Origin of the sequence: Gracilibacillus phocaeensis (assembly GCF_900626275.1) — a bacterium.
Classification (GTDB): Bacteria; Bacillota; Bacilli; order Bacillales; family Amphibacillaceae; genus Gracilibacillus; species Gracilibacillus timonensis.
Genome location: NZ_LR131145.1, coordinates 372,576 through 394,594, shown reverse-complemented (window position 1 = coordinate 394,594; position 22,019 = coordinate 372,576). Strand labels below are relative to the sequence as shown.

Annotated in this window: 26 protein-coding genes; 12 read left to right on the top strand and 14 right to left on the bottom strand. The window is 41.6% G+C overall.

The genetic code is table 11. The annotated features are described in order from the left end of the window. Positions 1–67: 67 nt before the first annotated feature. Positions 68–1,531: an APC family permease gene (locus tag E0E32_RS18065; protein ID WP_130860385.1), complete on the bottom strand. Its 1,464-nt coding sequence runs from the start codon at positions 1,529–1,531 to the stop codon at positions 68–70. A gap of 153 nt (positions 1,532–1,684) precedes the next feature. Then, a complete protein-coding gene (locus E0E32_RS18060) occupies positions 1,685–3,004 on the bottom strand; it encodes a TrkH family potassium uptake protein (RefSeq protein WP_066191329.1) in 1,320 nt (439 codons plus the stop codon). A 189-nt stretch (positions 3,005–3,193) separates the two neighbouring features. Between E0E32_RS18060 and E0E32_RS18055 the strand changes: the two genes are divergently transcribed. Continuing rightward, positions 3,194–4,432, top strand: a complete 1,239-nt coding sequence (locus tag E0E32_RS18055) for a dicarboxylate/amino acid:cation symporter (protein WP_130860384.1) — start codon at positions 3,194–3,196, stop codon at positions 4,430–4,432. Positions 4,433–4,491: 59 nt separating this feature from the next. Here E0E32_RS18055 and E0E32_RS18050 read toward each other — a convergent pair whose 3' ends face one another. From E0E32_RS18050 to E0E32_RS18040, 3 genes are all read right to left on the bottom strand, one after another. Further along, positions 4,492–4,767, bottom strand: a complete 276-nt coding sequence (locus E0E32_RS18050) for a hypothetical protein (protein ID WP_130860383.1) — start codon at positions 4,765–4,767, stop codon at positions 4,492–4,494. A 144-nt stretch (positions 4,768–4,911) separates the two neighbouring features. Further along, on the bottom strand, positions 4,912–6,084 hold the full coding sequence (locus tag E0E32_RS18045; protein ID WP_130859205.1) for an IS256 family transposase: 1,173 nt from the start codon (positions 6,082–6,084) through the stop codon (positions 4,912–4,914). A gap of 96 nt (positions 6,085–6,180) precedes the next feature. Continuing rightward, complete coding sequence (locus E0E32_RS18040) at positions 6,181–6,381, bottom strand: hypothetical protein (protein ID WP_130860382.1); 201 nt, start codon at positions 6,379–6,381, stop codon at positions 6,181–6,183. A gap of 145 nt (positions 6,382–6,526) precedes the next feature. Between E0E32_RS18040 and E0E32_RS18035 the strand changes: the two genes are divergently transcribed. The 3 genes from E0E32_RS18035 (at position 6,527) to tnpA (ending at position 8,392) form a co-directional block, all read left to right on the top strand. Beyond that, complete coding sequence (locus E0E32_RS18035) at positions 6,527–6,760, top strand: TM2 domain-containing protein (RefSeq protein WP_066191073.1); 234 nt, start codon at positions 6,527–6,529, stop codon at positions 6,758–6,760. A 317-nt stretch (positions 6,761–7,077) separates the two neighbouring features. Then, positions 7,078–7,740: an excalibur calcium-binding domain-containing protein gene (locus tag E0E32_RS18030; protein WP_165445071.1), complete on the top strand. Its 663-nt coding sequence runs from the start codon at positions 7,078–7,080 to the stop codon at positions 7,738–7,740. A gap of 181 nt (positions 7,741–7,921) precedes the next feature. Then, positions 7,922–8,392: an IS200/IS605 family transposase gene (tnpA, locus tag E0E32_RS18025; protein ID WP_036573920.1), complete on the top strand. Its 471-nt coding sequence runs from the start codon at positions 7,922–7,924 to the stop codon at positions 8,390–8,392. Positions 8,393–8,523: 131 nt separating this feature from the next. On the opposite strand, the gene E0E32_RS18020 is transcribed toward tnpA, so the two are convergent. Beyond that, the gene (locus E0E32_RS18020) at positions 8,524–9,300 is read right to left on the bottom strand and encodes a hypothetical protein (RefSeq protein ID WP_130860380.1); all 777 of its coding nucleotides are present in this window, start codon (positions 9,298–9,300) and stop codon (positions 8,524–8,526) included. A 175-nt stretch (positions 9,301–9,475) separates the two neighbouring features. Here E0E32_RS18020 and cidR point away from each other — a divergent pair, with 175 nt between their 5' ends. The 3 genes from cidR to E0E32_RS18005 all read left to right on the top strand — a co-directional run bounded on the left by cidR (position 9,476) and on the right by E0E32_RS18005 (position 11,395). Then, positions 9,476–10,378, top strand: coding sequence for a cidABC operon transcriptional activator CidR (gene cidR, locus E0E32_RS18015; protein WP_130860379.1), 903 nt, complete (start codon positions 9,476–9,478; stop codon positions 10,376–10,378). Positions 10,379–10,500: 122 nt separating this feature from the next. After that, a complete protein-coding gene (locus E0E32_RS18010; protein ID WP_066191083.1) occupies positions 10,501–11,049 on the top strand; it encodes an acyl-CoA thioesterase in 549 nt (182 codons plus the stop codon). Then, positions 11,030–11,395 (top strand): hypothetical protein, encoded by a 366-nt coding sequence (locus E0E32_RS18005; RefSeq protein ID WP_066191085.1) that lies wholly within the window; start codon positions 11,030–11,032, stop codon positions 11,393–11,395. Before E0E32_RS18010 ends, E0E32_RS18005 begins: the two co-directional genes overlap by 20 nt. Positions 11,396–11,429: 34 nt before the next feature. On the opposite strand, the gene E0E32_RS18000 is transcribed toward E0E32_RS18005, so the two are convergent. Beyond that, complete coding sequence (locus tag E0E32_RS18000) at positions 11,430–12,032, bottom strand: biotin transporter BioY (protein ID WP_130860378.1); 603 nt, start codon at positions 12,030–12,032, stop codon at positions 11,430–11,432. Between the two features lie 146 nt (positions 12,033–12,178). On the opposite strand from E0E32_RS18000, the gene E0E32_RS17995 reads away from it, so the two are divergent. Further along, a complete protein-coding gene (locus E0E32_RS17995) occupies positions 12,179–12,985 on the top strand; it encodes a histidinol-phosphatase (RefSeq protein WP_130860377.1) in 807 nt (268 codons plus the stop codon). A 50-nt stretch (positions 12,986–13,035) separates the two neighbouring features. Here E0E32_RS17995 and E0E32_RS17990 read toward each other — a convergent pair whose 3' ends face one another. Beyond that, positions 13,036–13,974: an aldo/keto reductase gene (locus E0E32_RS17990; protein WP_130860376.1), complete on the bottom strand. Its 939-nt coding sequence runs from the start codon at positions 13,972–13,974 to the stop codon at positions 13,036–13,038. A gap of 188 nt (positions 13,975–14,162) precedes the next feature. On the opposite strand from E0E32_RS17990, the gene E0E32_RS17985 reads away from it, so the two are divergent. The 4 genes from E0E32_RS17985 to E0E32_RS22375 are packed head-to-tail and all read left to right on the top strand — an operon-like array spanning position 14,163 to position 15,147. Further along, the gene (locus E0E32_RS17985; RefSeq protein WP_130860375.1) at positions 14,163–14,369 is read left to right on the top strand and encodes a helix-turn-helix transcriptional regulator; all 207 of its coding nucleotides are present in this window, start codon (positions 14,163–14,165) and stop codon (positions 14,367–14,369) included. Beyond that, the gene (locus tag E0E32_RS17980) at positions 14,369–14,749 is read left to right on the top strand and encodes a hypothetical protein (RefSeq protein WP_286172027.1); all 381 of its coding nucleotides are present in this window, start codon (positions 14,369–14,371) and stop codon (positions 14,747–14,749) included. The genes E0E32_RS17985 and E0E32_RS17980 overlap by 1 nt, the downstream gene beginning before the upstream one ends. A 17-nt stretch (positions 14,750–14,766) precedes the next feature. After that, complete coding sequence (locus tag E0E32_RS17975) at positions 14,767–14,943, top strand: hypothetical protein (RefSeq protein WP_130860373.1); 177 nt, start codon at positions 14,767–14,769, stop codon at positions 14,941–14,943. A 36-nt stretch (positions 14,944–14,979) separates the two neighbouring features. Beyond that, a complete protein-coding gene (locus tag E0E32_RS22375; RefSeq protein ID WP_161485696.1) occupies positions 14,980–15,147 on the top strand; it encodes a hypothetical protein in 168 nt (55 codons plus the stop codon). 52 nt (positions 15,148–15,199) lie between these two features. Here the strand turns inward: E0E32_RS22375 and iolG are convergent, their stop codons facing one another. The 6 genes from iolG to iolB form a co-directional block, all read right to left on the bottom strand. After that, a complete protein-coding gene (gene iolG, locus E0E32_RS17970) occupies positions 15,200–16,216 on the bottom strand; it encodes an inositol 2-dehydrogenase (protein ID WP_130860372.1) in 1,017 nt (338 codons plus the stop codon). Between the two features lie 74 nt (positions 16,217–16,290). Beyond that, positions 16,291–17,151, bottom strand: a complete 861-nt coding sequence (fba, locus tag E0E32_RS17965) for a class II fructose-1,6-bisphosphate aldolase (RefSeq protein ID WP_130860371.1) — start codon at positions 17,149–17,151, stop codon at positions 16,291–16,293. Positions 17,152–17,156: 5 nt separating this feature from the next. After that, on the bottom strand, positions 17,157–18,056 hold the full coding sequence (gene iolE / locus E0E32_RS17960) for a myo-inosose-2 dehydratase (RefSeq protein ID WP_130860370.1): 900 nt from the start codon (positions 18,054–18,056) through the stop codon (positions 17,157–17,159). A gap of 19 nt (positions 18,057–18,075) precedes the next feature. After that, positions 18,076–19,989: a 3D-(3,5/4)-trihydroxycyclohexane-1,2-dione acylhydrolase (decyclizing) gene (gene iolD, locus E0E32_RS17955; RefSeq protein WP_130860369.1), complete on the bottom strand. Its 1,914-nt coding sequence runs from the start codon at positions 19,987–19,989 to the stop codon at positions 18,076–18,078. Between the two features lie 77 nt (positions 19,990–20,066). Then, entirely contained in the window at positions 20,067–21,047 is a 981-nt protein-coding gene (gene iolC / locus E0E32_RS17950; RefSeq protein WP_066191119.1) for a 5-dehydro-2-deoxygluconokinase, read from the bottom strand. A gap of 92 nt (positions 21,048–21,139) precedes the next feature. Then, a complete protein-coding gene (iolB, locus tag E0E32_RS17945) occupies positions 21,140–21,958 on the bottom strand; it encodes a 5-deoxy-glucuronate isomerase (protein ID WP_130860368.1) in 819 nt (272 codons plus the stop codon). Positions 21,959–22,019: the final 61 nt, after the last annotated feature.

Below are 22,019 nucleotides of genomic sequence, written 5' to 3'. Positions count from 1 at the left end.
AATGTAAATGCTTTATAAAAAGAAGCGGGAGGCTCCTAGCTCACCCGCTTCCGAGAAACTTACTTTACTAATCTTCCGTCTGTCCCAACTCTACTTCCTTACTCCCCAAAATATAATAGTTCAATTCCTTTCTTGGGATATCCTTAAAGTCTTTACGTTTAATCAAAAAAAAGATAATCCCTAACACAATCCAAGCCCCAAGCGCGATTCGAGATTCAATACCTAGGAAAGCAGGCGATCCAGGGAATAGTAGTAATATAAGGAAAATAACACTTGCAATCATACCAAGAATGGCGACGATTTTCTTTCCAGGTGCTTCTATATGTCTTTTTTCATTAAAACCGGCGTCCTTTTTCATTTTGAATAAAGAAAAGGCGGCATAACAAGTATAGAAATAGGCAATAGTGACACCTACCGATGACATATCAACCACCCATAATAAGGCTTCCCGGCCAAACCAAGGGGATAACATGGCAATGACGACGGCAAAGATGACGCCCCAGTATGGCGTATGATGCTTAGGGTGAAGGTTTGAAAAGAAGCTCGGGATGATCTTGGCACGTGACATCGCAAACAGTAAACGGCTGGATGAAATAATAAAGCCATTTAGACCAGTGAAGATTCCCATCGTTAAGGCAACCGCAAGAATAGCAAGGCCAAGTGGTCCTAGTAGTTCTTCGATGACAAAGCCTGTTCCCCAAATATGATTAGCACTAACGACCCCTTCCCATGGCTGAACCATAGACGTAGCGAGGATCATCAGGCTGTATAAAGTAGCAGCAGCTAAGATAGCAAATACAATCAGCTTAAAGGCTTTCCTAGACGGAAAATCAAATTCTTCTGCTGTTTGTGGAATATTATCAAATCCAACATAAGCCCAAGGTGCAATGGCTACAATCGAAAGAATAGCGGCAAGCATCGTGGTATCTGTTGGGAATAATGGGGTTATATTCGCTATTCCCGCCCCATCATGGCTACCGACTAACACGGTTAAGACGAGGATCGCACCTACCATTACCATACAGAAAATAAACTGCATTCGGCCAGATAGGCTGGACCCGCGAATGTTAAAGAATCCAAAAACAATTAATAGGATCGATGCGACAATAATTTCCGTTAAATAAATATCCCACCCCGCGATTTGATACAAGGGAATATTTTCAATTACCCTAGGGAAAATAAATTTAATCATCAGTGCAAAAGCGGAGGCATTCAATGCCACAATACATATGTACCCTAATGTTAGGAACCAGCCAGAAATGAAGGCGTGTGTACGACCCAGGCTAACGTAAGCATAGGCAAACTCCCCACCAGAAACCGGAAAACTTTTAATTAAAAATCCGTAGCTGACGGCAATGAGAATCATTAATAAGGCACCAATGAAGAAACCGAGGATGACCCCTAATGGTCCAGCTGTAGACATCCAGTTAACCGGCTGAACAAAGGCACCCCAGCCGATAGCGGAGCCTAATGCGATCGCCCAGACCCAATGTGGCTTTAGTGTTTTCTGTAGCGTTTTTCTCTTTTCCATAACAATAGCTCCTCTTTTCTTTTTTTGAGGTGTGTGTACGATGTTACCATAATTACCTAGATAATAAAGGGGGGGGTTCAAAAAGTATGTTATGCTATACCCGCAAATGACGGTTATCAATCACGATTTTGTTTGTAGAAGGAAGAAGAGACTCTAGCCCGTTAGAATCTCTTCGTTTGGATAACGTATCTTCGCTCGAGTGTTTTTGGCAATAGCAAAGGCGAGGGTAAGTGGTCCTATTTTACCGAATACCATTAATAGGATAATGGTTATTTTTCCAATAAGCGTTAGTGAACCAGTGATGCCCATAGATAACCCCACGGTACCGAAGGCAGAAATCACTTCAAATACCAGAGATAGAAAAGATTGATTCTCCGTTAGTAATAAAGAAAAAATACCAATTGTCAGCAAGGCAATACCCATAATTGTCACGGCTAACGAGCGTAAAATCACGAATTGGCTAATGGATCTCCTGCCAATTACGATTTCCTCTTTTCCTTTGAGGAATGTAATCACAGCGAAGCTAATCACGATAAAAGTGGTTAGTTTAATCCCACCTCCAGTAGATGCACTCCCTGCGCCAATAAACATTAGTAATAATAGTAGGAAGAGCGTGGGTTCTTCCAGCCCGGCGATGTCCATCGTATTGAATCCTGCTGTTCTAGCGGTAATCGCTTGGAAGTAAGAGGCCCAAAGCTTGTCCCCAAAAGAATGCAGCATCGCCAAGGAGTTTGGATTGTTGTACTCAAATAAAAAAATAAGTAGCATGGCGACCATATTAGTGATCAGAGTACCCAATACCATTAGCTTGGAATGGAGGGATAATTTTTTCCAACGTCTGTTTTCCAAAAGGTCAATCAGTACGGTGAAGCCAAGACCACCTGTAATAATTAACAGGCTAATTACTATATTAACGAGAGGATCCACTTCGTAATTCATTAAATTATCAGACCACAAAGCAAACCCAGCATTATTAAAGGCAGATATCGAATGAAAGAAACTGTAATAGATCCCCTTGCCCCAACCTAACGTAGGTATCCAACGTATGGATAGGACCAGCATGGCGATCAATTCAATAATAAGAGAAAAAACGAGTAGTTGTTTGGCTAATCGAATCACCCCACCCATAGCATCTTGGTTTAGGGAATGCTGCAATACCAAGCGTTCTTTTAGACCAATTCTTTTGCCTAACAATAGGATGGTAACCACCGCGAAGGTCATAATACCTAAGCCGCCAAGTTGAATTAATCCTGCTAGCACCATCTCTCCGAATATAGTGTAGGTGCCAGCTGTGTCAACAACGGTAAGACCGGTGACTGTTAACGCAGAAGTGACGGTAAACCACGTATCAATCCAGCTAACCGAATGAGTGGTAGCTATCGGTAATTTTAATAGTAGTGTGCCAATCAGCATCATACAAAGAAAGGCTCCAATAATGATTTGAGGTGGTGACGAATTTCTAAGCTTGCGCATGGCTATTCCTTCTTCCACGAAGTGTAGGGTCTCTTAGTATGGGATGGCTATATCCATTTTTATACTATATGCTTAACTAAAAAATACTCTTTTTCGAAAAAAGTGTCAATAAGGAAATGGAGTCTTTCATGTTCTTGTCGATTCGTGTACAATGTAACAAGATGATTATGATGAAAAGAGGACAACGGTATGAAAGAAAAATTCAAGTCCTATCGATTTCCGTTGATTTTGTTAGGCTCGATTCTATTAGGAACTATTATTGGCTTGGTTTTCGGAGAACAGGCCATGATAATACAGCCGCTTGGCGACCTATTTATTAATTTATTATTTATGATTGTTATCCCACTTGTCTTTTTTACGATTTCCTCAGCGATTGCAGGTATGGACAGCATGAAGCGTCTTGGAAAAATTATGGGGACGATGATGACGGTTTTTGTAGTGACAGGTATTATTTCTTCTGTCTTTATGCTTGTGGCCTCGGTGATTTTTCAACCGGGATCAGGGGTGGATATTGCCTTAGAAACGCCAGAAGAAGTAGAAGAAACGACATTATCTGAACAATTGGTTAATACGTTTACGGTTCCGGATTTTGTTGATTTATTTTCACGTGATAATATGCTGGCGTTGATTATTTTCTCTGTATTAGTTGGTGTAGCTACTGGTTTAACAGGAGAAAAAGGCAAGGCGTTCAGTCGTTTCTTGACGAGTGGTTCAGAAGTATTTATGAAGATTATTCAGGTGGTCATGTACTATGCGCCGATTGGTCTGGGAGCCTATTTTGCTGCGTTGGTTGGTGAATTCGGTGCCGATTTGATCGGTGATTACGCCAAGGCTGTGATGATGTATTATCCGGTATCTGTTTTATATTTTTTGATTGGATTTACGCTTTATGCCTTTTTGGCAGGTGGAAAAACAGGAGTTTCTCGTTTTTGGAAGAATATTCTGTCTCCCGCCGCTACTTCATTAGGAACTGGAAGCAGTGTGGCTGCTTTGCCGGCCAATTTGCAGGCAGCCGAGAAGCTTGGTGTACCAAAGGATATTCGTGAAACGGTAATGCCATTAGGTGCCACGATACATATGGACGGCTCTTGCTTGTCGGCCATGTTGAAGATTGCCTTTATCTTTGGCGTCTTTAATCAAGATTTTATGGGGATGGATACCTTTTTAACGGCTATCGGTATTTGTCTTTTATCTGGTATTGTAATGAGTGGAATTCCAGGTGGTGGTTTTATGGGTGAAATGATGATTATTACACTATATGGTTTCCCAATTGAAGCATTGCCCATCATTACGGCGATTGGCGTAGTAGTGGATCCACCAGCAACAATGGTTAATGTGACAGGTGATACGGTTTCGAGCATGCTAGTCACCAGACGATTAGAAGGAAAAGAATGGATGGATAAAGCAGAAGAATCACTTGCAGAATAGTCCTAGCGTTAGGGCTATTTTTTTGTTTGTGTGCTGGTATGGTGCGATGACGGTTGGAATCAGGGGAAGACGGTCGTCATCTCGGAAATGACGGCCATTTGACGTGCGAAACCCGAAATAATGGCCGTCATCCTGGAAATGACGTCCATTTGACGGGCGAAAATCGAAATAATGACCGTCATCTCGGAAATGACGTCCATTTGACGGGCGAAAATCGCAATAATGGGCGTCATCTCGGAAATGACGTCCATTTGACGGGCGAAAATCGCAATAATGGGCGTCATCTCGGAAATGACGTCCATTTGACGGGCGAAAATCGCAATAATGGCCGTCATCTCGGAAATGACGAGTCAAGTCCATATTATTGTGTAAAATACATTTACATGTTTTTATCCGGTTAGGGTAGGGTGAATGTGTGGAGGAAGGAGGGGGTACCCCCTCCTTCCTCCACACATTTTCGCGCCGACGCTGGCGGGCTTTTAGGTACCTTTCAAGTATATTCGATTGCCTCGGTCTAATTGTTCTTCGATATCCATGAGGACGGCCCCAATTAACCGAAAAGCAGATTGAGTGTTAGGAAATATGCGAATCACTCGTTCTCTTCTTCGGACTTCTCCATTGATTCTTTCCACATTGTTGGTGGTCCGTAACTGCACGTGATAATCAACGGGTTCGTTCATAAATTGAACCGCATCATCAAATCCTTCTTCTAACCATTCTCCTACTTTCGTAAATCTTGGCTGATCTTCATACGCCTTCAAAAACTGATCTTTTAACGCTCGCGCTTCCTCTACACTGCTCGCGTTAAATACACGTTTGATCCATCTCTTGGCCTCCTCTCCCCCTTTTTTCGGCAAGGTATCGAACAGATTCCGTTTGAAATGGACCGTGCAACGCTGCCAACTCGTACCAATGAACCGTTGTTGAATGGCTTGCTTTAACCCTTCATGGGCATCCGAAATAACCAGTTTGGGCGACTGGAGACCTCTCGATTGTAAACTTTCCAAGAAACGGCTCCAGCTTTCCTTCGACTCGGCATGCTGAACTGTCATCCCGATGATTTCCCGTTTCTTTTCTTCGTTGACCCCTACCGCAATATACACCGCTTTAGAGACCACTTTATGATGCTCTCTTACCTTGATATACATGGCATCGGTATAGATATAGGGATAATACTTCACATTCAACGGGCGATTGGCCCATTCCATGACCAGGGGATCCAATTTCTTGGTGATATTCGATACCATGGATTTAGACACCCCTTCTCCACAGAGCGCTTCCATGATATTGGTGACCTTTCGAGTAGATACCCCGTTCACCACCATTTCCAGCATCGATAAGACCAAGGATTGATCGGAGCGTGTATATTTTTCAAACAAGGATGGGGAAAATTCCCCTTTCCTCGTTCGGGGAACATGTAATTTTAAGGTTCCCACAGGTACTTTATAATCGCGCTCATAGTAACCGTTGCGATAGTCCTTACGCCCTTCGGTTCTTTCGTAAGATGCTGCCCCTAGGTAGTCATCCCGTTCTTTCTCCATGAACGAATTCAGCACAACCACTAACGCTGATTTCATCACATCTTCTAAATCCGATCCTAATACTTTTTCTTTTAATTCTTCAACATTCAGTTTAAAATGGATATGGGTCATCGTTCATTTCTCCTTTATAAGTTTTTAGTGGGATAAAAACATTATAACAGGAAATGAACGAGGCCTTTTCCTTTTTACACAATTATATGGGCTTAATCAAATGACGGCCATTTGACGTGGGAAACCCGAAATAATGGCCGTCATCCTGGAAATGACGTCCATTTGACGGGCGAAAATCGCAATAATGGGCGTCATCTCGGAAATGACGGCCATTTGACGTGGGAAACCCGAAATAATGGGCGTCATCTCGGAAATGACGACCATTTGACGCGCAAAAATCAAAATAATGGTCGTCATCTCGAAAATGACGGCCACAAATCGGAGGAAAGCACAAAAAATGGCCGTCATAGTCATAGTCAATTGATGATGTTTGTTTATTGTTGCGTTAAGCTAGAGTGACCTTTATAATTCTTATAGGTAAAAACGAAGGAGGTAAAGTCACTTGGCACAAAGAAGTATGTTATTAGCTTATATTTTATGGTTGTTCCTCGGGCAACTAGGGGTACATCGATTTTACACAGGATATACGGGAGGAGCCATTGCACAATTGATCTTAGGTGTGGTCGGCTGGGCTACTACTTGGATATTGATTGGCTGGATCCCATTAACGATTCTATTTATCTGGTTATTCATTGACCTGTTTTTGATTCCAGGAATGTGTCGAAATCCTAGATAAATAAGATTTATGCCATTCTAAATGCAATATTAGTCCTATCATTTGAAACAAGGGAAAAGCTAAGTTTTTCTAAAAAACGAGGGAACCCAATCTAATTAGTGGATTGGGTTTTTCCATTATATACGAACCGTTTAAAAGACTCTTATTTCAAGATGTCTGAAGATCAAACTATCCTCTCTGTCAATAATTTACTTCCATTCGATTAAATGTATAAGAGAATAATAGCTTATTTTGAAAGGTTTTGTCGAAGATATAGTCGATAAGTAGAAAACAGTATATAATTTTTATATAAAATGTCTTTTCATGGAGGGGTTTTCGTGATCATTCTAGGAATTATAATCGTTGTTTCTTCTTTTATTTATTTGACGTTATCGTATGTGAACGAACAGAAAGAGAAAAAGGCACGTTATAAAAAAATTTTTTATACTGTACTAGCAAGTGGTGTGATTGTGTTCGTCCTTGGTTTTACTATCAGTGGCGATTCTACCAAGTTATCAAAAGAAAATGAAAGATTGCTAAGTGAAAATGAAGCTTTAACCGAAAAAAATGCTGAACTAATGGAACAAGAAGAAGGGTTAGTCAAAGAAATGGAAGATTTGCAAAAAGCACGAGAGGACATACAAGCTGCACTGGATGAAAAGGAGGAAGAATTACTCAGTCAATCGCAAGCCTCTAAGAATTATCAAGAAGAAATAGATGATTTAAATACAGAAGTAGATCATCTTACCGCAACCATTGAAACACAAGAAGCAGAGATAGCTTCATTGCAAACGAATAATATGGAGATAGAAACCACTTCAGTCAATGCAGATAGCTCAACCAATGAATCTAATAGTGACATCATATCGGAAGCACCTTCTGATGCATATTACGAAAATTGTACCGCTGCAAGAGAGGCTGGTGCTGCTCCGGTAAAAGAAGGTGAGCCTGGCTACGCACCACATTTGGATCGCGATGGTGATGGGATTGGTTGTGAATGAACGAAAAAGCTTACACGAAATAAAACGTGTAAGATTTTTACTTATTATGGTCTTTGAAAACCCCTGGCTATGCCGGGGGTTCCATAGAGCTTCAAGCGTGGGGGCAAAAAAGCCTCTCTTCATGATAAGATAAGGTTGGTTTCCCGACCACCAAATCTCATCAAAGAAGGAGGCATGTCCAATGCAGGACAAGAATAGTTTAGCACATACGCAGTGGAGATGTAAGTTCCATATCGTTTTTGCTCCAAAATATAGAAGACAAATTATTTATGGGAAATATAAAAAAAGCATCGGAGAAATAGTAAGAGAGCTTTGTGAAAGGAAAGGGGTTGAGATACACGAGGCAAATGCATGTAAAGATCACATTCATATGTTAGTAAGTATTCCACCAAAACTAAGTGTATCTCAATTCATGGGCTACCTAAAGGGCAAAAGTAGTTTAATGATATTCGATCGACACGCTAATTTAAAGTACAGATATGGTAATCGTAAATTTTGGTGTCGAGGCTACTTTGTAGATACAGTGGGCAGAAATAAAAATCAAATTCAAGAATATATTAGAAATCAGCTTAAAGAGGATTACATGAGTGATCAGTTAACATTATTTGAAGAATTTGATCCGTTCACTGGAGAGAAAAATAAGAAGAAATAAGAGATTCTTTTAGAATCAGTGAGTGAGTGTGGTGCAAAAGGGAAACCATTCAGTGGGCCTTTTAGGCCGAGGCCGGTAACATAGGCTTTCAGCCGCAGAGCAAACCACCAGTTCACACTGGTGGTTTTGATTTATATTCTACCATCAAAATCTTCCTTCATACGTTGAAAGGCGGTGGCGGTAATTCTATGCTTCTGCCTGTAGGTCAAGGTCTGAATGGTAACGATCAAAGCCAGTAAACTGAGCAGATTGAAAAAGGCAAAGAAGCTACTGTTTTCCTGGATCCAGTTCAGCACAACCGGATGTAAAAAGGTGCCAAAGAGTCCAGAGATCTTCTGCAGGAAGAAGGCAAAAAAGATGAGAAATACAGCGCTTAAAAAGTATTCTAACAGGCAAAGCGAATGATACATTTTCTGTGTTGGCAGATCAATATAAGCAGATAATTTTGCCAAGCTTGGCAGCTGAACCTCTTGTTTAGCAGGAAGATGTTGAGGGAATACTCGCTTCAATGTCCAAATAAACAAGATGTTCATCAACTGCAAGAGCACACTGCTGCAGGCAAAAAACCAAGCAAAAATAGCAAACGATTGCAAGGTCATCACCATATCCTGGTTATCAAAAGAAAAGGAGATAAATGTGACTAGATAACAAATCAGCAAGAAACATAGAAACGCAATATGTAATGCCGGGTTATCTCGTTTATGAAGAAACGCCTGGACAAGCAGGCAAATATTAATAAATAACGCGATACTTAAAAGGACCACAGTAAAAGTCCATGTCAGAAAGGAATGACTGAAAAACAAAATAAGCGGGATCACAAAAATGAATACAGCAAAGAACAAGCTAATATCAGACAGCTTACTAATATCCATTAATCGAAAGGTGCTACCTCTATGGCTCTCTCTCATCTATTATTCCCCCTGAAACGTCAACTGATTTAACCCTATTATAGCATTGTTTGAAAAAAGTGGATACCGTAGAAAGCAGAAAGGTAGATTATTTATCTAACCGTATTGCTTTATGCACCATCGCTTATTTGTGATAAACTAGGTTCACTTATCAACTTACCAAGAGGTGAAATGTATGGATATTAAACATATGATCTATTTTATGGAAATCGTTAAAACTGGAAGTATGACGAAGGCGTCAGAGAATCTGTATATTTCACAGCCGACGATCAGTAAGCTGCTGCGTGATTTAGAAGCAGACTTAGGGGTGGAATTATTTGATCGTCATAAACGAAACATGATACTCACAGATGCAGGACGAGCTTTCTACGATCAAGCAAAAGAAATCGTACGTCTTTATAAAAATCTGCCAATGGAGATGGATAATCTATTAGGGGTAAAACGAGGACATATCAAAATTGGGATACCGCCAATCATGAATGTGACGTTTTTTATGCAGATTCTAGGAGAATTTCATGATTGCTATCCGAATATCACTTTCCAATTGGTAGAGAACGGAAGTAAGCGAATTGAAGAAGGTATCGAGAATGATGAAATGGATGTCGGGATTACGGTACTGCCGACAGAGACAGAACGTTTTCATCACTTTTTTATCTTAGAGGAGCAGCTGAAATTAGTGGTCCCCAGAGGGCATGCCCTATCTGGCAGGGAACGGGTAGATTTGGCTGAATTAAAAGAGGAACCATTCCTATTATTTAACGAAGATTTTGTCTTGAACGATCGGATTATTGAATCGTGTAAAATAGCCGGTTTCAATCCACAAATAAGTGGAGAAAGCTCACAATGGAGTTTTATCGAGCAGATGATTGTCGCCAATTTGGGGATAAGCATCCTACCTACAAGTATTATTGCGATGTTAAAAGAAGATGTGGAAAGTATCGCGATCGAGCATCCATCGATATCGTGGCAGCTGGCGATTATTTGGAAAAAGAACAGTTATACGACCTTTGTTACCAAAGAATGGCTGAAATTCACTAAAGAGAAATTAATCTTTGAACAAGGAATAAAGGGAGAATGATGGCGTTCTCATAGATTTCATCTATAGGTATCATGTGAAATAACTATTTTTATTTAGCTTACATTCGATTTATCATAGACATCTGGGAAAAACATTAGGAACAGGAAAGGAACAGATGTGATATGAAAAGTTTTAAACATCCAAACGATAGTAGGGTTGTTAGTACAGATCAGGTACTAGTCAACGATTTAAATAATTATAATACCTTGTTTGGCGGGGTATTAATGAAAAAACTGGATAATAATGCCACGATTTCAGCTCGAAGGCATGCCAGAATCAAGGAATGTGTGACGGCTTCTACGGATTCGATCGATTTTCTTTATCCGATTCGCCAGTCAGACTCACTATGTATTGAATCGTTTGTCACGTATACAGGGAATACATCGATGGAGATTTTCTGTAAGGTGATTGCTGAGGATATGATGACAGGAGAACGAAAAATTGCAGCTACCGCTTTTCTCACATTTGTCGCTTTAGATGAAAATAAAAAAGCGGTCCAAGTGCCAGGGATTATTCCTGAAACAGAAGAGGAAAAATTTTTATATGAATCTGGTGAGAAGCGGGCCAATATGCGCCGGAAGAGAAGAGAGCATAGTAAGGAATTAACCAAAATCATTGGGTTAGAAAAACCATGGGAAAGAAGGGCCATTTATGTTAGCGAATTTAACTAATTTATATGATTTGAAGGAAGAATTGAACGAGTTAGGTCGCAACCATCCAGCGCTTTATGAGAAATTAAAACATGTAGTGAGCTTGACGCGGCAATTACAGATTCCCTATAAATATCTAGGCGAATTAGTGGAAAATGGATATGTAGATACACCACAGCCTGCCTTTATTCGAGAATCTGTCTTGCAGCTTTATCAAACGGAGGTTGAGAAACTTCGGACAGATGAAGATATAGAGCAGCTGTTACGTTTGATGAAGGATAGTGAAGCTACTTCCTATTCTCAACTATTTTTATTAGTGTTAGGAGCTAATCCAGAATTTATTCGGATTAACACGATCATTAAGTAAGAAAAGGCAGTCAGGGGATAAGCCCTGGCTGCTTTTACATACTTCCAACTTGCCTCTGTGTGCGAAAGGCGCGCTTGGAGAGAAAATTTTTCTCGAGACGGTAGGCAAACACCCCGGCAATAACTGCTAGCACGATATCCTTGACGAGTGGAAGTGCTAACCAGTACCATACTAAGGCATACGTGAAACCAGATGGTGCTTCAAACCAGACCTGATAGGCAAGGTACATCCAGTTGGCGCCAATCAGAAAGTTAAGAACTAAGCCTAGCAATGCCATTGTTATATAGGTTGGCAGCGTACGTTTCCGCTCGCTTATTCGTCCAATAATAAAGGCAAGGATAGGATAAGATACAATAAAGCCAAACGTGGGCATCAATATAGATGATGGTCCACCGCCAAACTGTGCAAAAATCGGTGCCCCGACCAATCCAAGCAGCATGTATACAAGCATAGTGAACATCCCTAAGCGACTTCCCAATATTAAACCTGCTAGAATGGCAAAGAATGTTTGCAAGGTGATCGGTACACCGCCGATCACCATAAATGGTGCAATAGAAGTAATATTTGCCCCGATAGCCATTAAAGCGACAAAGATCGCACCAATGGAGAGATCGAGTGCTGTTAATTGTTTTTTCATAGATAGGTAACCTCCTCTTCCATAGAATAAGACAAGTTTTTTTAATTGTCAACTTATTTTTATTTTGGGTTAACAATTAAAATGGATGAGTTGCTGTTCTGTTTGCTTTGGCTTAAACTAGTAGATAAAGAGAGGGAGGTGCTCAGATGACATTTGATTTACATAATCACCATTACCGCTGTGGTCACGCAGAAGGACAGATCGAGGATTACATACAGGCGGCTATACAGCGCGGCTTACAGTATATTGGTATTGCCGATCACTCGCCGTTTTTCTACAGTGAGGAAGATCAGCTGCGTCCTGATATTGCGATGGCCAAAAGCGAGTTTCCTAACTATGTACAGGAAGTGCTGGAGCTTAAGAAAAAATACCAAGGGAAAATCGATGTACTATTGGGCATGGAGAGTGATTACTTTCCGGCACATGAAGAGGTATATCGCCGGCAGTACAAGCAATACCCGTTTGACTATGTGATTGGTTCGGTTCACTTTGTTAATGATGTGAATATTTTTGAAAAAGGGCGTTGGGATGACTTAAATGAAGACGAGCGTGTGCAAGAAAAAGAACGGTATTATCAATTGATTCAGCAATCAGCCAAAAGTGGCATCTTTCAAATCTTAGGTCATATCGATGCCATGAAAGGTTTTTATCCCGATTTTTCTAACATTGAGACACCGATTATCGACGAGACACTTCAAGTAATTGCCCAAGAAGGTGTGGCGATAGAAGTGAATACGTCAGGGAAAACAAAGGATTGTGGCGGCTGGTATCCTTCGCACGATATCTTGGAGCGTGCCTGTTATTACGGTGTGGATATCTCCTTCGGATCCGATGCCCATGTGCCTGAGCGAATTGGCGATGAATGGGATGAAGTGCAGCAAACCTTGCGGGAAATAGGATTTAAAGAGATGGTTTATTATGTGGAGAAGAAAAGGCGTTCATTGCTATTATAATTTATCGCCCCTGTTTGGATGACAAAACAGGGGCGAAGTTGCTTTCAACGTTAAGAAAAGATATGACTAATCTTATTAAATTCGACATCAGAGATCGAAACATCCAACGTGTGTAAGTTGCTTTGCACCTGTGCCCCGTTTTTGGCACCTGGAATGATCACATCAATGGCATCATGAGCGAGGTACCAAGCTAATACTAAATGGGCAACTTGGATCTGTTTTTGATTGGCAATTTCTCGAAGCTGTTCCACTTTGGCCAGATTGTCCCGGAATGCTTGTCCTTGAAAATGCGCTTGATTATTACGTAAGTCTCCTTCTGGAAAGGTAGTGCTTACGTCATATTTTCCTGCTAGCAATCCGGAAACAAGTGGAAAGAAAGGCACAAAAGAAATCTGTTGCTTCTTTGTGTAATCAAAAAATGCTTGTTCCGCTTCTCGTTGAATGAGATTGTATAAACCTTGGTACACATCCACATATCCATCTTTATTTGCTTCTTTCAATTGATCGATTGAAAAATTGGAAACCCCGATCGCACGAATTTTGCCGGCGTCTTTTAGTTCTTTTAATGCACCAACTGCTTCATCTTTAGGAGTATGTTCATCTGGAGAATGTATATAAAACAGATCTATATAGTCGGTTTGTAATCGCTGTAAAGCGTCATCTACCGACTGCTTCAAAAAAGCAGGAGAATTATTCATTTTCACTTCGCCATTGTCGAAGACATGCGCTGCCTTGGTAGCAATCACGACATCGTGGCGTTTACCCATGCCCTTGACCACTTTTCCAACCAACTCTTCTGAATAACGCGGACCGTAGATAAAAGCAGTGTCTAAAAAGTCGACACCATGATTTATCGCGTCGCGTACCATATCCATTCCTTGTTGGTCATCCAAATTAGGATACAGATTATGTCCACCAACCGCATTTGTCCCTAACCCAATCGGATTTACGACTAAATCGGTATTAGCAATTTTTACTTTTTGATTCATATCCAACCTCCTCGAATAATGTGGTTAACAAGGCTTTGGTTGACCGATAATGCCTTGAATCTCTTAGCCATTTTATCATATCTTTCTTTTATCCCGCCAATGGTTCACATTCGTATTTATTGTAAAGGAACATTGACAGTTAAGTGAGCTTTACATTATAATGATAAATAACAGGAGTGAGGCACAAGATGAAAAATCGCATCAAAGAATGCAGGAAAGTACAAGGGATTTCGCAAGAGAAGATGGCACAGACCTTAAAGGTTTCCCGTCAAACGATTATTTCGATTGAAAAAGGGAAATACAATCCTTCCTTGCCACTTGCTATGCAAATCGCTCGGATGTTTGGTCAGACGGTGGAAGAGATATTTATTTTGGAAGAGGAGGATCAAGATTGATGACATCACATGATCGTAAGTTATTTATTATTTTTGGGATTGTATTTTTGCTGATGAGCGCGTTGTTTAATGTGGCAACGATCAGTACAGGGGCATTTCCAGCAGGGCATGATATCATGCTGCTGGCGGTGACATTGTCATGTTTTTGCAATGCTTATTTGGCACCGCAATTTGTCCAAAAAGATGAACGAGTAAAACGAATTAAGGAGCGGGGCGTCTATCTCAGCTATTTTATCGTATTGGCATTTATCATTGTTTTAACGGCTTTGCTCCATTTTGAAGTCTTGCATTTAAGTGGTTATCAAGCGATATCGCTATTGGCAGCGTTTATGATAGCAACAGTGTTTGTTGCATTTGTCGTATTGGCTCGTAAATACTAAGAGAAAGAGGGAAATATGTGAATCCTACTTTAATTATAATCATGTTAATTGCCATGATTTTATTGACTATTATTTCTTATAAAGGTCGTAATCAACAAAAGGAATTAACACGAAAAGCATTCTACTGGACTGTTGCCGTGATGGCCAGCATGTTTATCATTATAGTGGTGACGGTGGTGCTGCAAAATAGTTAATTGGGTTTGTAAATATCAAGAGAAAGAAGGAGACAAGTGAATCCTATTTTGATTATATTAATTGTGATTTCCATGGTTCTATTGGCTATCGTTTCTCACAAAGGGTGTAATCAACAAAAGGAATTAACGAGGAAAGGTTTTTATGGGATCGTTGCCGTGATGGTTATTAATGTTTATCGTGATGGTAGTGGTTATGCAAAATAGTTAACAGAAATCATCTGGTAGTTGCCACCAGGTGATTTCTATTAGGGATAGGTTATAACGGTACCTCATTCAATTCCACTGTTCGGTTCTCCTGCCAGGATATCTTAGCTGCTAGGGCCAATCTTTCTGCCTGCAAACCATCTTCAAACTGTGCCAAAACGGGCTCATTGTTTAAAATCGACTGAGCGAATGTGTTGATTTCATCAATATAACCTTGATTATAACGCTCTAAGAAGAAGTGTTTCGGTTTATCTTCAGTTACCGAAGTGGTGGTGCTTATTTTGACATTGGTTGGTTTTTCATTCTCTACTTGCACCATTCCTTGATTGCCAAACACCTCAATCCGTTGATCATATCCGTAGACTGCTTGACGACTGTTATCGATCACGCCAAGGGAACCATCGGCAAAGGTGACGGTTATGATGGCGGTGTCTACATCATCATTACGGCTGAATGTCTCATCTACTAAAGAGGCAGCCTTGACCGTAATATTTTTGATGGGCTGGCCGGATAAATAGCGGATCATATCAAAGTCATGAATAGTCATGTCGATAAATAAGCCACCAGACCGTTGAATATATGCTTCAGGTGGTGCTTCGGGATCTCGTGATGTAATCTTAATAATATGTGGTGTGCCGATCTCTCCAGACCGAACGACATCATGTGCCTTGCGGAAGTGATGGTCAAAGCGTCGGTTAAAGCCTACTTGAAATTTAATGTTATGTGCTTTTATCGTTTCTAATGCACGTATCGTTTCCTCAATATCGAAGCTGATCGGTTTTTCGCAAAAGATATGTTTGTTGTTTTGCGCCGCCTTCGTAATAAAATCGGTATGCGTGTCGGTACTGGAACAGATAAATATCGCATCTATCTCGGGATCACGGAGCAGTTCATCTGCATGGTTGGTGATATGCGGAACCGCCTGCAAAAAATCGGTTTTCTGCAAGTGATCGGTATAGACGTCAGAGATCGTTTTTAAATGAAAACGATTAGATAATAGCATGTTGTGGGCGTGCAGTTGACCAATGCGTCCTGCCCCAATAATGCCTGCGGTTACTTTTTTGTTCATGATCGTACCTCCAAATATAGATTCTCATTCGTACAGTTGATATGTAGCATTTCCTATTTCAAAAACAGCAAAAACTATCCAGCTTTGTGCGCAGAACCGAACAATTGGATTTTTCTCGTTACTACTTGCTCGATCGCTGCCATACCCGGTCCGAGAATATCTGGAGGGCTGTATAAATCGGGCTTTTCGGTTAACAATGTGCGAATGGTTTGCGCCCAGGCTTGGTTGCATTCTGTATTCACGTTGATTTTCGCATGACCATATCGAATCGCCTTGATGATCTGATAATCGGGAATGCCTGAACCCCCATGTAAGGCGAACGGAACATCCATCAAGTTGTCTGAGATTTCTTTCATTAAATCAAAGGCTAAGTTTGGCTCCCCTTGATAGGGGCCGTGCACAGAACCGAGGGCAGCGGCAAGTGCGTCCACCCTTGTCGCTGCAACTAATTGATAACATTCATTAGGGTCGGCATACTGGATACCTGATGTCACACCATCTTCGGTACCGCCAACGGAACCGATTTCGGCCTCTACCGAAACGTGGTGAGCTTTGGCGTAAGCAACGACCTCGCGTGTTCTCTGAATATTTTCTGGCAAAGGCAGGCTGGAACCATCATACATCACGGAGCTATAACCAGCATCAATCGCCGCTGTACAACGCTCAACCGTAAAGCCATGATCCAAGTGTAGGACAACAGGCACCGTAATGTTCATTTCTTCTATCATTTTTTTGGTGGTGGCAGCAATCACGTTTACTCCGCCCAAATAATCAACAATTCGATCAGTGGAAGCGAGAATAACGGGTGATTGCTGGCGTTCTGCAGCACGTAGGATGGCTTCTACCCATTGAAAGCTGTTGATATTGAATTGGCCGACGGCATAATGATTTTGTTTAGCTTTTGGGAGCAATTCTTTTAATGTAACCAGTGATATAACGATTACCTCCTTTCATTCGTTAGTAAAATGTTGTCGATATATTTGCGAGCGATTAAGGCATACTCCAGTGGATGGGCAAGTGCAGGGTCTTGTTCTGCCTCAACAACAATCCATCCATGATATTTCGTTTCGTTAAGGAATTGATAGATTTCGGTAAAATCAATTACACCATCACCGGGAACGGTAAACATGCCTGCCAGGAAGGCATCGCGAAAGGACAGGCCTTGTGCTTCTGCTGCCGCCATCACATCTTGACGAATATCTTTGAAATGGACATGCTTAATACGATCTCGATGTTTTGTTAAAAGGGGCATGCAGGTATGATCGGAGGCAAAAATATGTCCTGTATCATAAAGAAGATGGACATAATTGGCATCCGTTGTCTCCATTAAACGATCAATTTCTGCTAAAGTTTGGACGCCCGTACCTAGGTGATGATGAAACACCAGTAACAAATCATACTCTGCTGCTATCCGACCTAAGATATTCAGCCCTTTTGCCAAAGTGATCCATTCTGAATCGTTAAAAATCGGTTTCTCGGTAAAAATATTATCGTCTAGCGCTTGAATGCTGTAGCTTTGTTCCGATACAACCGCTACTGCTGCTCCAACATCACGCAAGTATTGACAGTGTTCGTGGAAATCCTTACTTACTTGATCGATGCCATCACGAATGATAAAACTAGAGAACCATTTCCCCGCAATTTCCAAGTTGCGCAAGCGTAATTCTTTGTTTAGTGTTGTAGCATCCGGGAAAAATCCGCCGACCTCTGTTCCATCAAAGCCTGCAACGACAATATCACTGAGTAGATGGGAGAGGGTGTTGTCTTTCCCGATCGAAGGGATGTCGTCGTTGCGCCAACCAATTGGTGCGATTCCCCATTTAATGAATTTAGCTGTCATAAGCTCACCTCATTTGTGATTAATATTGTCGTGCCGATTGTCGCACTTGTTGTTTTTCCTGATAAGCCTGTTGCACGTTCTCATTATTAGATACTTCCGCTACACCGACATTCCACCAAGCTTCATAACCGGCTGTCATCGTTTTAGGGAGTACCTTCATCTCGATCAAAGTGGAGACATTTTGCTGTTTAGCATCTGCAATGGCGGCCTGTAATTCAGTGGGGGTATTGGCACGGTAAACTTTGGCACCGTACCCCTCTGCAACTTTGGCATAATCAATATTTAAAATTTGGTCATCGTTGTTGCGGAACTCGGTGAAGAAACTGTTACTCCCATGCTCCATTTGCAGGTTGTTAATGCAACCAAACCCAGCATTGTCAAACAACATGATATTAATTTTCTTATCGTATTGCAATGCAGTGACTAATTCAGTATGAAGCATAAGAAAACTGCCATCTCCAACCATTGAATAGACTTCTTGATCAGGAGCTGCTATTTTTGCCCCTAATGCACCGGCTATTTCATATCCCATACAGGAATAACCATATTCGACATGGTACGTATTTTCTTTGCTAGGATGCCAGAGGCGCTGCATGTCGCCAGGCAACGAACCGGAGGAAGTCACCACAATAGCATTTGGATCAATAGCCTCATTAATCGTGTATAAGGCGGTTGTTTGAGCGAATTCTGTTTTCAAACTATCTGCATATTCCTGTAAAACAGAGGCTGGCAGATGATCCTTTACTTCAGGAATAAAATCTTTCGCTTGAAACGTAATGGATCCTAAACGTTGACGTTCCTGGTTCCATTCTGCTTTTAGCTCGCTCGTTCTCGCGCCAAATGTGGATTGATAGTTTCCTAATGTTTGTTCTAACTGCTCTAGGGTTGCCCGCGCATCGGCAACAACTTGAAAGGCGTCTAATTTATAGGCTTGAAAGCGACTGACATTAATATTTAAGAACTTGGTATGATCAAAGTCAAACGCCGTCTTAGAAGATGTAGCAAAATCCGTATAGCGTGTACCGATTCCAATAATCAGGTCTGCCTCTTGTGCAGCTTTGTTAGCGGAGAAGGTACCAGTAACTCCGAGTCCACCCAGGTTATTGGGGAATTCTGCGGAGATTGTTGCCTTACCAGCTTGTGTCTCTACTAATGGGATATCGTGTTGTTTGGAAAGGCGTGTCAGTACTGCTTGCGCCTGTGAGTATTTAGCCCCGCCTCCGACAAGGAAAAGTGGTTTTTTGCTCTGTTTGATTAACTGCGTAGCCCCTTGCCATTCTCGTTCTACTGGGGACTTACGATCCAAGTAATGTACCCGTTTTTGAAAAAAGCTTTCCTCATAATCAAAGGCTTCGCCAGCCACATCCTGACCAATTGCAATCGTTACAGGGCCTGCTGTAGCTGGATTTGTCATTACTTCAAAGGCACGAACTAAACTGGACATAAGCTGCTCTGGGCGAGTGATGCGATCCCAATAACGAGAGACGGCACGTAAGGCGTCATTGGTTGACACGTCCGCACTATATTCCTGCTCTACTTGCTGTAAAACAGGGTCAGGCTGCCGGTTGGAGAAGACATCGCCCGGGATAAATAACACTGGAATATTATTGGCTAAAGCGGTTCCAGCTGCGGCCGCAAGATTGGCAGAGCCGGGACCGATGGATGTCGTCACGGCATAGATTTGCTGGCGCAGCTTTTGCTTGCTGAAGGCGATAGCGGCGTGTGCCATGCCTTGCTCATTTTTGCCTTGATAGATGTTTAAACCGTCTCCATATTGTTCTAGGGCTTGACCAATACCTAGCACATTGCCATGACCAAAAATATTGAATACCCCATCCACAAAGCGGAATTCTTCACCGTCTACATGAAGATACTGTTGTTTTAAAAACGTGACTAAGGCTTGCCCGGTTGTTAAACGAATTGTATCACCCATACGATCTAACCTTCTTTCTTCTATATGGTAAGTTATGTTTGCGGTCACCTGTACATTTTTTTGGAACAAGGTGCTTTTTACGAGCGATCGCGAATCAGTTGTTCAATCTCGGCAACGGTCGGCATCGCCTCAGATGAGCTGTGTTTACTGACGACAATAGAAGCAGAGGCGCTGCCAAATTGTAAGGCCGTTTCATAGTCTTTTTCTTTAACCAAAGCATATAGGAAGGCGGAGGCATAGGAGTCACCGGCACCAAATGTTTTTAATACCTTGGTTTGATAGGCGTGGCCGTGATGAACACTACCGTCTGGCTCATAAGCATAGGAACCATCAACGCCATGTTTTATAACCACCAGTTCTGCGCCGTGAGCAAATAAGTGTTGCACCGTCTTATGGTTGTCTCCACCGCTTTCTAGGTTTTCCATCACATCATATTCATCACGTGTCCCAATAATGACATCAGACATTTCAGCGGCTAAGGAATAATAAATTGCTGTTTCATTCTTGGATTTCCAGGTGTATGCCCGGTAATCTAATTCAAAAATAACCTTTACGTCATGCTTTTTCGCTACATGGATTGCCTTAAACACAGCCTCGCGAGAAGGACTGAGGGCGAGGGCCGTACCAGAAACAAGTAAAATCTTTGCTTGTTTAATATAGTCTTCTCTTACTTCTGCTGGTTCGAGGAATAAGTCTGCTACATTGTCACGATACATTAAGATACTACATTCTTCAGGGCTGAGGATTTCTGTGAAGGCTAGCCCTGCTTTGCGGTCTTCGGTATCAAATACCATGTTAGAAGTATCTACCCCTTTTTCACTCATATATTGCTTGATATAATTTCCGTGCTGATCTTTAGGGATTTTACCGATGAACCCGGCTTTTAAGCCAAGCTTCCCGCTTCCAATCGCAATATTCGCTGGAGATCCACCGACATATTTGGTGAAAGTCATGGTTTCTTCCATCGGGCGGTTGTATTCATTGGCGTTTAAATCAATACATGCCCGCCCAATCGCGATAATATCAAATTCTCTATTCTGGTGAAACGTCAGTGCCATTTTTTTCACTCCTTTGGTATCGTTGGTTGATCACCACATGGACTGTTCGTAACGTCCCACTTCATAAAACGGACGTTGATCATCGTCTTACTTTATTCTCGATTAATGATCCATTCGTGATCTTTTTCGTTATGGAATTTCCATACGCGTTTAGGTCCAGCCATCACATTAAGGTAATAAGAGGCATAGCCGTCTGGTACACCTACTGGATGATAGCCTTTTGGTACAAGTACGACATTGCTATTTTCAACAGCCATTGTTTCATCAAGTGAGCGATCCTCGGTATACACACGCTGGAAGACGAACCCTTGGGGCGGGTCGATTTCATGATAGTAGCTCTCTTCTAAGAAGGACTCCTCCGGCAGGTTATCCTGATCATGTTTATGTGGTGGGTAGCTAGACCAATTGGCTGTTTCGGTAAAGACTTCGACGACTAGTAAACTGTTAGCTGCTGGATCTGAATCGGGCAAAATATTGTGTACTTGTCGTTTGTTATGATATTTTCCGCGATGTTCGACGCCGTTATCTGCTGCCTTAATCAGTTTGGTAGGCAGTTCTCGATGAGACGGAGCGTAACAAAGGGCAACCCGTGCCTTGGTATTACCAGTGATTTTAACTGTTTTGTTGTGTGACACGTATACACTGTCGGTTGGTTTTCTGTCAAAGACGCTATTACGTGTTCCGACCCCTTCGAAGGTTTCGTTGCTATCTGATACCGTAATTTGACCAGTCAAGGCAACGATACATAGTTCATGATCGGTGAGTATTTCTTCATATACACCTTGAGGTTCTAAATCAATGATCTTAAAACCAACATATTCAAGTTCTGTGTTGGCTTTGTTGACGTCGTGAATCAATGTTACACCTTTTGCCATGTTTTTCTGGATCGGTTTTTTTAATAATGTAGCCATGCTTTCGTTCCCTCCTGCGTAGAATGTTGTGGAACAGGAAGGAAACTACCCTCATCCTTCC

Coding starts and splice junctions, on each gene's coding strand:
- iolG (WP_130860372.1), bottom strand. CDS start 16,216: ATGAACAAAAAAGTAACCGCAGGCATTATTGGGGCAGGACGCATTGGT.
- E0E32_RS18005 (WP_066191085.1), top strand. CDS start 11,030: ATGTTAGCGAATTTAACTAATTTATATGATTTGAAGGAAGAATTGAAC.
- E0E32_RS17990 (WP_130860376.1), bottom strand. CDS start 13,974: ATGAATCAAAAAGTAAAAATTGCTAATACCGATTTAGTCGTAAATCCG.
- iolC (WP_066191119.1), bottom strand. CDS start 21,047: ATGGCACTGACGTTTCACCAGAATAGAGAATTTGATATTATCGCGATT.
- E0E32_RS18040 (WP_130860382.1), bottom strand. CDS start 6,381: ATGACGACCATTATTTTGATTTTTGCGCGTCAAATGGTCGTCATTTCC.
- iolB (WP_130860368.1), bottom strand. CDS start 21,958: ATGGCTACATTATTAAAAAAACCGATCCAGAAAAACATGGCAAAAGGT.
- E0E32_RS18020 (WP_130860380.1), bottom strand. CDS start 9,300: ATGAGAGAGAGCCATAGAGGTAGCACCTTTCGATTAATGGATATTAGT.
- cidR (WP_130860379.1), top strand. CDS start 9,476: ATGGATATTAAACATATGATCTATTTTATGGAAATCGTTAAAACTGGA.
- tnpA (WP_036573920.1), top strand. CDS start 7,922: ATGCAGGACAAGAATAGTTTAGCACATACGCAGTGGAGATGTAAGTTC.
- E0E32_RS18065 (WP_130860385.1), bottom strand. CDS start 1,531: ATGGAAAAGAGAAAAACGCTACAGAAAACACTAAAGCCACATTGGGTC.
- E0E32_RS18055 (WP_130860384.1), top strand. CDS start 3,194: ATGAAAGAAAAATTCAAGTCCTATCGATTTCCGTTGATTTTGTTAGGC.
- iolD (WP_130860369.1), bottom strand. CDS start 19,989: ATGGGTGATACAATTCGTTTAACAACCGGGCAAGCCTTAGTCACGTTT.
- E0E32_RS18045 (WP_130859205.1), bottom strand. CDS start 6,084: ATGACCCATATCCATTTTAAACTGAATGTTGAAGAATTAAAAGAAAAA.
- E0E32_RS18050 (WP_130860383.1), bottom strand. CDS start 4,767: ATGACGGCCATTATTGCGATTTTCGCCCGTCAAATGGACGTCATTTCC.
- iolE (WP_130860370.1), bottom strand. CDS start 18,056: ATGACAGCTAAATTCATTAAATGGGGAATCGCACCAATTGGTTGGCGC.
- E0E32_RS17980 (WP_286172027.1), top strand. CDS start 14,369: ATGACATCACATGATCGTAAGTTATTTATTATTTTTGGGATTGTATTT.
- E0E32_RS18000 (WP_130860378.1), bottom strand. CDS start 12,032: ATGAAAAAACAATTAACAGCACTCGATCTCTCCATTGGTGCGATCTTT.
- E0E32_RS17995 (WP_130860377.1), top strand. CDS start 12,179: ATGACATTTGATTTACATAATCACCATTACCGCTGTGGTCACGCAGAA.
- E0E32_RS18060 (WP_066191329.1), bottom strand. CDS start 3,004: ATGCGCAAGCTTAGAAATTCGTCACCACCTCAAATCATTATTGGAGCC.
- E0E32_RS18010 (WP_066191083.1), top strand. CDS start 10,501: ATGAAAAGTTTTAAACATCCAAACGATAGTAGGGTTGTTAGTACAGAT.
- E0E32_RS17985 (WP_130860375.1), top strand. CDS start 14,163: ATGAAAAATCGCATCAAAGAATGCAGGAAAGTACAAGGGATTTCGCAA.